Origin of the sequence: Pseudomonas sp. NPDC090592, from assembly GCF_044769185.1 — a bacterium.
In the GTDB taxonomy this organism is placed as follows: Bacteria; Pseudomonadota; Gammaproteobacteria; order Pseudomonadales; family Pseudomonadaceae; genus Aquipseudomonas.
The window spans coordinates 77,842-84,353 of sequence record NZ_JBIVXJ010000029.1; the positions used below are offsets into that span (position 1 = coordinate 77,842).

The 6,512-nt window shown below is 56.7% G+C and carries 8 protein-coding genes and 4 tRNA genes; all 12 read right to left on the reverse strand.

Going from position 1 to position 6,512, the window contains the following annotated elements:
- Positions 1 to 22: 22 nt before the first annotated feature.
- Positions 23 to 718: a 50S ribosomal protein L1 gene (rplA, locus tag ACIQUI_RS22595; RefSeq protein WP_016392127.1), complete on the reverse strand. Its 696-nt coding sequence runs from the start codon at positions 716 to 718 to the stop codon at positions 23 to 25.
- The gene (gene rplK / locus ACIQUI_RS22600) at positions 718 to 1,149 is read right to left on the reverse strand and encodes a 50S ribosomal protein L11 (RefSeq protein ID WP_003255500.1); all 432 of its coding nucleotides are present in this window, start codon (positions 1,147 to 1,149) and stop codon (positions 718 to 720) included. The genes rplA and rplK overlap by 1 nt, the downstream gene beginning before the upstream one ends.
- A 119-nt stretch (positions 1,150 to 1,268) precedes the next feature.
- Positions 1,269 to 1,802, reverse strand: a complete 534-nt coding sequence (gene nusG / locus ACIQUI_RS22605) for a transcription termination/antitermination protein NusG (RefSeq protein ID WP_043199430.1) — start codon at positions 1,800 to 1,802, stop codon at positions 1,269 to 1,271.
- 9 nt (positions 1,803 to 1,811) lie between these two features.
- On the reverse strand, positions 1,812 to 2,180 hold the full coding sequence (gene secE, locus ACIQUI_RS22610; RefSeq protein WP_403202815.1) for a preprotein translocase subunit SecE: 369 nt from the start codon (positions 2,178 to 2,180) through the stop codon (positions 1,812 to 1,814).
- A 44-nt stretch (positions 2,181 to 2,224) separates the two neighbouring features.
- Positions 2,225 to 2,300 (reverse strand) — tRNA-Trp (locus ACIQUI_RS22615).
- 54 nt (positions 2,301 to 2,354) lie between these two features.
- Positions 2,355 to 3,548 carry an elongation factor Tu gene (gene tuf / locus ACIQUI_RS22620; RefSeq protein ID WP_403202817.1) on the reverse strand — a complete coding sequence of 398 codons (1,194 nt, stop codon included), beginning with the start codon at positions 3,546 to 3,548 and terminating at the stop codon, positions 2,355 to 2,357.
- A 78-nt stretch (positions 3,549 to 3,626) separates the two neighbouring features.
- Positions 3,627 to 3,702: transfer RNA gene (locus ACIQUI_RS22625), tRNA-Thr, on the reverse strand.
- A 29-nt stretch (positions 3,703 to 3,731) separates the two neighbouring features.
- Positions 3,732 to 3,805, reverse strand: a tRNA-Gly gene (locus ACIQUI_RS22630).
- Positions 3,806 to 3,829: 24 nt separating this feature from the next.
- Positions 3,830 to 3,913: transfer RNA gene (locus ACIQUI_RS22635), tRNA-Tyr, on the reverse strand.
- Positions 3,914 to 4,065: 152 nt separating this feature from the next.
- Positions 4,066 to 4,491: a hypothetical protein gene (locus tag ACIQUI_RS22640; RefSeq protein ID WP_403202819.1), complete on the reverse strand. Its 426-nt coding sequence runs from the start codon at positions 4,489 to 4,491 to the stop codon at positions 4,066 to 4,068.
- Positions 4,492 to 4,498: 7 nt separating this feature from the next.
- Positions 4,499 to 5,248: a pantothenate kinase gene (locus ACIQUI_RS22645; RefSeq protein WP_403202821.1), complete on the reverse strand. Its 750-nt coding sequence runs from the start codon at positions 5,246 to 5,248 to the stop codon at positions 4,499 to 4,501.
- Positions 5,238 to 6,197 carry a bifunctional biotin--[acetyl-CoA-carboxylase] ligase/biotin operon repressor BirA gene (gene birA / locus ACIQUI_RS22650; protein ID WP_403202825.1) on the reverse strand — a complete coding sequence of 320 codons (960 nt, stop codon included), beginning with the start codon at positions 6,195 to 6,197 and terminating at the stop codon, positions 5,238 to 5,240. The genes ACIQUI_RS22645 and birA overlap by 11 nt, the downstream gene beginning before the upstream one ends.
- Positions 6,198 to 6,512 lie beyond the last annotated feature (315 nt).

A 6,512-nucleotide genomic window follows, 5' to 3' on the forward strand; every position in this document is an offset into this window, starting at 1 on the left:
GACAGGTCGCACCGCCAAGTTCTTACACGTTCAGCGAGCTCTGATCGATGACCAGACCTGGGCCCATGGTGGTGCTCAGGGTAACGCGCTTGACGTAGATACCTTTCGAGGAAGCTGGCTTGATACGCTTCAGGTCAGCGATCAGGGCTTCAACGTTTTCCTTCAGCTTGCCAGCTTCAAAGCCGACCTTGCCAACGGAGGTGTGAATGATACCGTTTTTGTCGGTACGGTAGCGAACCTGACCAGCCTTGGCGTTTTTCACGGCAGTGGCTACGTCTGGGCTAACGGTACCAACTTTCGGGTTAGGCATCAGGCCACGAGGACCCAGAACCTGACCCAGCTGACCCACAACGCGCATGGCATCAGGCGATGCAATGACGACGTCATAGTTCAGGTCGCCGGCTTTCATTTCGGCAGCCAGATCGTCCATACCTACGCGGTCAGCGCCGGCAGCCAGAGCGGCTTCAGCAGCTGGACCCTGGGTGAAGACAGCAACGCGAACGGTCTTGCCAGTGCCGTGCGGCAGCACAGTAGCGCTACGTACGACCTGGTCGGATTTACGCGGGTCAACACCGAGGTTAACGGCGATGTCGTAGGATTCTACGAACTTGGCAGCAGGCAGCGAGGCCAGCAGAGTTGCCGCTTCTTCGAAGTTGTAGGCCTTGCCTGCTTCGATTTTCTCGGCGATTGCCTTTTGGCGTTTGGTCAGCTTAGCCATTACACACCCTCCACGTTCAGGCCCATGCTGCGGGCAGAGCCAGCGATGGTGCGTACAGCAGCGTCCAGGTCAGCAGCGGTCAGATCAGCCTGTTTTGCCTTGGCGATATCTTCCAGCTGAGCACGGGTAACGGTACCGACTTTAACGGTGTTCGGACGAGCCGAACCACTGGTCAGGCCAGCAGCTTTCTTCAGCAGAACCGAGGCAGGGGTGCTCTTGGTCTCGAAGGTGAAGCTACGGTCGCTGTAGACAGTGATGATCACAGGAGTCGGCAGGCCGGCTTCTTGACCCTGAGTACGGGCGTTGAAGGCCTTGCAGAATTCCATGATGTTCACACCGTGTTGACCCAGTGCTGGGCCAACGGGTGGGCTTGGGTTGGCCTGGCCGGCCTTAACTTGCAGCTTGATGTAAGCCTGAATCTTCTTAGCCATGAGCTACTCCAAAATCGGGTACGAACGCCTGCTGGCTCCCCGGATGACTTGCGTTTTATCCCAGTGACGACAAAACCCCGCAGCACACAGGGCTGCGGGGTATGGGATGCTTCGTCCGCCTAGACCTTTTCGACCTGGCTGAACTCGAGCTCCACCGGAGTAGAGCGACCGAAAATGAGCACCGCCACCTGGAGGCGACTCTTTTCGTAGTTAACTTCTTCGACACTACCGTTGAAGTCAGCAAACGGACCATCAACGACACGAACCACTTCACCTGGCTCGAACAGCGTCTTGGGCTTCGGCTTGTCGCTACCATCGGCAACGCGACGCAGGATAGCCTCAGCTTCTTTATCAGTGATCGGTGCAGGCTTATCTGCAGTGCCACCAATAAAGCCCATCACTCGAGGAGTGTCCTTGACCAAGTGCCAAGTACCTTCGTTCATCTCCATCTGGACCAATACATAACCAGGGAAGAATTTACGCTCACTCTTGCGCTTCTGGCCGTTGCGCATCTCGACGACTTCCTCGGTCGGAACCAGGATCTCGCCGAAACCGTCTTCCATGCCAGCCAGCTTCACGCGCTCGATCAGGGAGCGCATTACATGCTTCTCGTAACCCGAGTAAGCATGCACAACATACCAACGCTTAGCCACGGGACACCTTTAGCCAACGATCAGGGAGACCGCCCAGCCGAGCAGGGAATCAAGCCCCCACAGCAGCAGTGCCATAACCAGCACGACAGCCACGACAATCAGCGTGGTCTGGGTGGTTTCCTGGCGGGTCGGCCACACGACTTTACGGATTTCGGTACGAGCTTCCTTCGCCAGCGCAAAGAACGACTTGCCCTTCGCAGTCTGCAGAGCTACAAAGCCCGCGACAGCAGCCAGAACAAGAAGTGCGAGAACGCGATACAGAATCGGGGAGGCGGAGTAATACTGATTACCCACAACAGCCACGACCACCAAAGCAACTACAGCCAGCCACTTGAACAGATCAAAACGTGTTTCTTGGGCTTCAGTTTTGGGAGTCATCGAGGAGGATCCTGTGAGAAGAAAGCCATCACACCGAAGTGAAATGGCAGGTCAGGAGGGAATCGAACCCCCAACCTACGGTTTTGGAGACCGTCGCTCTGCCAATTGAGCTACTGACCTGTAACGCTGTATCAGGCCGGCCATTATACCGGCCTGATCAAGTAAATCAACTACTTATTCAATAATTTTTGCTACGACGCCAGCGCCGACGGTGCGACCGCCTTCACGGATAGCGAAGCGCAGACCGTCTTCCATTGCGATGGTTTTGATCAGGGTAACAGTCATCTGAATGTTGTCACCTGGCATTACCATTTCAACGCCTTCCGGCAGTTCGCAGTTACCGGTCACGTCAGTGGTACGGAAGTAGAACTGTGGACGGTAGCCTTTGAAGAACGGAGTGTGACGACCGCCTTCTTCCTTCGACAGGACGTAGACTTCTGCGGTGAACTTGGTGTGCGGCTTGACCGAACCTGGCTTGACCAGAACCTGGCCACGCTCAACGTCGTCACGCTTGGTACCACGCAGCAGAACGCCGCAGTTCTCGCCAGCACGACCTTCGTCCAGCAGCTTGCGGAACATCTCAACACCGGTGCAGGTGGTGGTGGTGGTGTCACGCAGACCAACGATTTCCAGCGGATCCTGAACGCGGACGATACCACGCTCGATACGGCCGGTAACAACAGTACCACGACCCGAGATCGAGAATACGTCTTCGATCGGCATCAGGAACGGCTGATCGATGGCACGAACTGGCTCAGGGATGTAGGCATCCAGAGTTTCTACCAGCTTCTTGACAGCGGTAGTGCCCATTTCGTTGTCGTCTTTGCCTTCCAGGGCCATACGAGCCGAACCGATGATGATCGGAGTGTCGTCGCCTGGGAAGTCGTAGGTGGACAGCAGGTCGCGAACTTCCATCTCGACCTGGTCCAGCAGCTCAGCGTCGTCTACCAGGTCAGCCATGTTCAGGAAGACCACGATGTACGGAACGCCAACCTGACGGGACAGCAGGATGTGCTCACGGGTTTGTGGCATCGGACCATCGGCGGCCGAGCAAACCAGGATCGCGCCGTCCATCTGGGCAGCACCGGTGATCATGTTCTTCACGTAGTCAGCGTGACCTGGGCAGTCAACGTGAGCGTAGTGACGAATGTTCGAGTTGTACTCGACGTGAGCGGTGTTGATGGTAATACCGCGCGCTTTTTCTTCCGGAGCCGAGTCGATCTTGTCGAACTCAACAACTGCCGAACCGAAAACTTCGGAGCAGACGCGAGTCAGAGCTGCGGTCAGAGTGGTCTTACCGTGGTCAACGTGGCCGATAGTGCCGACGTTAACGTGGGGAAGGGAACGATCAAACTTTTCCTTAGCCATCGATACAATCCTCCGCAGAAGAAATAGTCTTGCGCTGATAAAACAAAGGCAGATATTTTCATATCTGCCTTGTTTAAATGGAGCTCTTGAGCGGATTTGAACCGCTGACCTCACCCTTACCAAGGGTGTGCTCTACCAACTGAGCTACAAGAGCGAAACACCTTGCGCAAAATCCAGCAAACTTGGAGCGGGTAGCGGGAATCGAACCCGCATCATCAGCTTGGAAGGCTGAGGTTCTACCACTAAACTATACCCGCGGAGCTTGCGGCTCTCGCTAAAACTGGTGGAGGGAGAAGGATTCGAACCTTCGAAGCTCTCGCAACGGATTTACAGTCCGTCCCCTTTGGCCGCTCGGGAATCCCTCCAGATGTGGCCGGCATTCTATTTGTCTGCCGTCCTAGTGTCAAGCGTTTTTTCAAATTTTTTCAATCAAATCTGAAACTTAGCTGCTTTGACACCGCTTCCAGCGCTACCACCTGAGTGGTGTTCCCTGTGAAGCGGGCGCCATTCTATCAAGCTATTCGCCAGTTGCAATACCCTGGCAGAAAATAATTTTATGTTTTAAGTCTTTGAAATCATTGGAAAGAGCCGACAGCACCGTTTGGTCCAGCAAACGCTCGCTTTCCGGGGCGACCTTGAGCCAGCGCCCATCTGCTCCGGGCAACTGCCCCGCCACTGGCAAGGTCACGATATCAAGGCTCAGCAGCCGCTGACGCAGTGCATCCAGCTGCTCCTGCCCCGCCACGCCCCCAACGACCAGGCATTCATCACGGCGTTTGGCCGGCGCCGAAACACCCGTTTCACGCAGCAGACGGATTTCTTGCTGATTCCCCTTGTACAGAGACAGAGGGGCGACTTCCTTGACCTTCAGCGGGGCTTCCTGCTGGTGCCATACGTAATAAAACACGTTGAGCACCAGTAACAGCAGAAACAACCAACGCATAAGCACCTCAATCCAATGGGCAGGCCATGGCCAGACCAACGAAAACCAGGTCGGGTACGACACGCGCCTGTGGCACGGCCTCGCGCACCAGCGGCGCATCGCCACCGGTCAGGAACACCGTGAATTCATCCCCCCAGAGCACTCGCGCCTGATCAAGCTGGGAACGCGCAAAGCCCTGAAGCATCAGCACACAACCGCGCTCGACTGCTTCAACCGTAGAACGACCTGGCGACAGACTGGTCAATGCCCGCTCTGCGGAGGCATCGTCATAGCGAATACGGCGGGTATGTGTACGCAACTGGCTGCGCATCAACGGCATACCAGGACAGATGTAGCCACCCAGGTGCTCTCCGTCAGCAGCGACGAAATCAGATTTGGCAGCGGTGCCCAGGTCGATTACCAGGCAAGCCCCCCTGGCCAGGTGAAATGCGCCGAGCGCAGCCAGCCAACGATCCATGCCCAGACGCTGATAGTCATCATAACCGTTGCGTACACCCGCCATTTCCTGCGCCGGGTGCGCAACACGTGCCTGCACGGCAAATGCCTGGGCGATCAATGCGCACAACGCATCGGTTTCTTCTTCGCTGCGCACACTGACAATACGGCAGCCAGTAAGACGCACCGAAGCCAGCGCCGCCACTTCTGCCAGCAGCGCCTGATCGGAGTCGACGATGCCGCCACCCTCGATGACCGCATCAGCGGCGTGGATAACCCGCCACTTGATGAAGCTGTTACCGCAATCGAGCTCAAGAATCATCACGCAACCTCAAACTGAGCTCACCACCGCTAAAGCTCTTTTCCACTCCGTCCACCTCAAGGCGCAAACCGCCTTGTCCGTCGACGCCAAGAACCACACCATCAATATGCGTGCTGCCGGCAACCAGCGAAACATTGCGCCCCTGCCAAAGATGCGCTTGCTCCCATTCTTCCTGGAATGCTGCAAACCCATAGCGACGATGGCGTGCCAATTCGTGCTGCAATTGCTGGCTGAGTGAGGCTACCAAATGGTTGCGATCTATTGCCGCACCCACCTCACGCCGCATCGATGTCCACTGCTGGTCGACCTGATCGTTGACCTGCATGTTCACATTGATACCAACACCCAGTACCACATGGCAGACGTCAGCCGGGTCGCCAACCAACTCCAGGAGAATACCGGTGATCTTCTGCCCGCGAACCAGAACATCGTTGGGCCATTTGAGCCCTACATCTTTTACGCCAAATGCCTGCAACGTGCGCATTACGGCCAACCCGACCACCAGGCTCAAACCTTCGAGCTGGCGCATACCGCCCTCTACACGCAGTACAAGGCTGTAATAGAGGTTTTCGGCAAATGGGCTGACCCACTGGCGCCCACGCCGGCCGCGACCGGCGCTTTGCCGCTCGGCCAGGACAATAAATGGTGCCACCTGCCCTTGGCCGGCAAGCCGCAAGCCTTCGGCGTTGGTCGAATCGATGGTTTCATGGATGAACACCGGCCATTGCTCGCCTTCGGCATACCCGGCGATGGCCTGCGCCTCAAGCAAGGCCAGTGGTGCCGCCAGCTGATAGCCGCGGCCACGAACCTTGTGAATACTGAGGTTCAGCTCACTCTCCAGGTGCTGCAGCTGCTTCCATACGGCGCTGCGACTTACCCCGAGGGCTGCGCCCAGGGCTTCTCCGGAATGGAACCGGCCATCCTTGAGGAGATTCAACAACTTCAGCATGCCAGTCTCGACTTGGAATAAGGCAGGCATGATAGCCATGGGCTGTTGGCTTGCATAGGAAAAGGGCCGAATGCATGCAGGCTGGTACCACGTTTCCTGTGGGAGCGGGCGCGACCGCGAAACACCGGCAAAGCCGGTGCCATCCACCGCGTTGTCCGCTTCGCGGGCGCGCCCGCTCCCACAGGGATTGTTGTGAGGCCAGGGGACTTTTTTGGAGCACAAAGACAAAACCCCTACCTGCATGCGCAGATAGGGGTTTTGCGAAATGAATCTTGACGATGACCTACTCTCACATGGGGAAACCCCACACTACCA

Excerpts from the sequence above, each read along its gene's own strand:
- birA (WP_403202825.1), bottom strand. The coding sequence starts at position 6,197 with ATGCTGAAGTTGTTGAATCTCCTCAAGGATGGCCGGTTCCATTCCGGA.
- rplA (WP_016392127.1), bottom strand. The coding sequence starts at position 718 with ATGGCTAAGCTGACCAAACGCCAAAAGGCAATCGCCGAGAAAATCGAA.
- ACIQUI_RS22645 (WP_403202821.1), bottom strand. The coding sequence starts at position 5,248 with ATGATTCTTGAGCTCGATTGCGGTAACAGCTTCATCAAGTGGCGGGTT.
- ACIQUI_RS22640 (WP_403202819.1), bottom strand. The coding sequence starts at position 4,491 with ATGCGTTGGTTGTTTCTGCTGTTACTGGTGCTCAACGTGTTTTATTAC.
- tuf (WP_403202817.1), bottom strand. The coding sequence starts at position 3,548 with ATGGCTAAGGAAAAGTTTGATCGTTCCCTTCCCCACGTTAACGTCGGC.
- secE (WP_403202815.1), bottom strand. The coding sequence starts at position 2,180 with ATGACTCCCAAAACTGAAGCCCAAGAAACACGTTTTGATCTGTTCAAG.
- rplK (WP_003255500.1), bottom strand. The coding sequence starts at position 1,149 with ATGGCTAAGAAGATTCAGGCTTACATCAAGCTGCAAGTTAAGGCCGGC.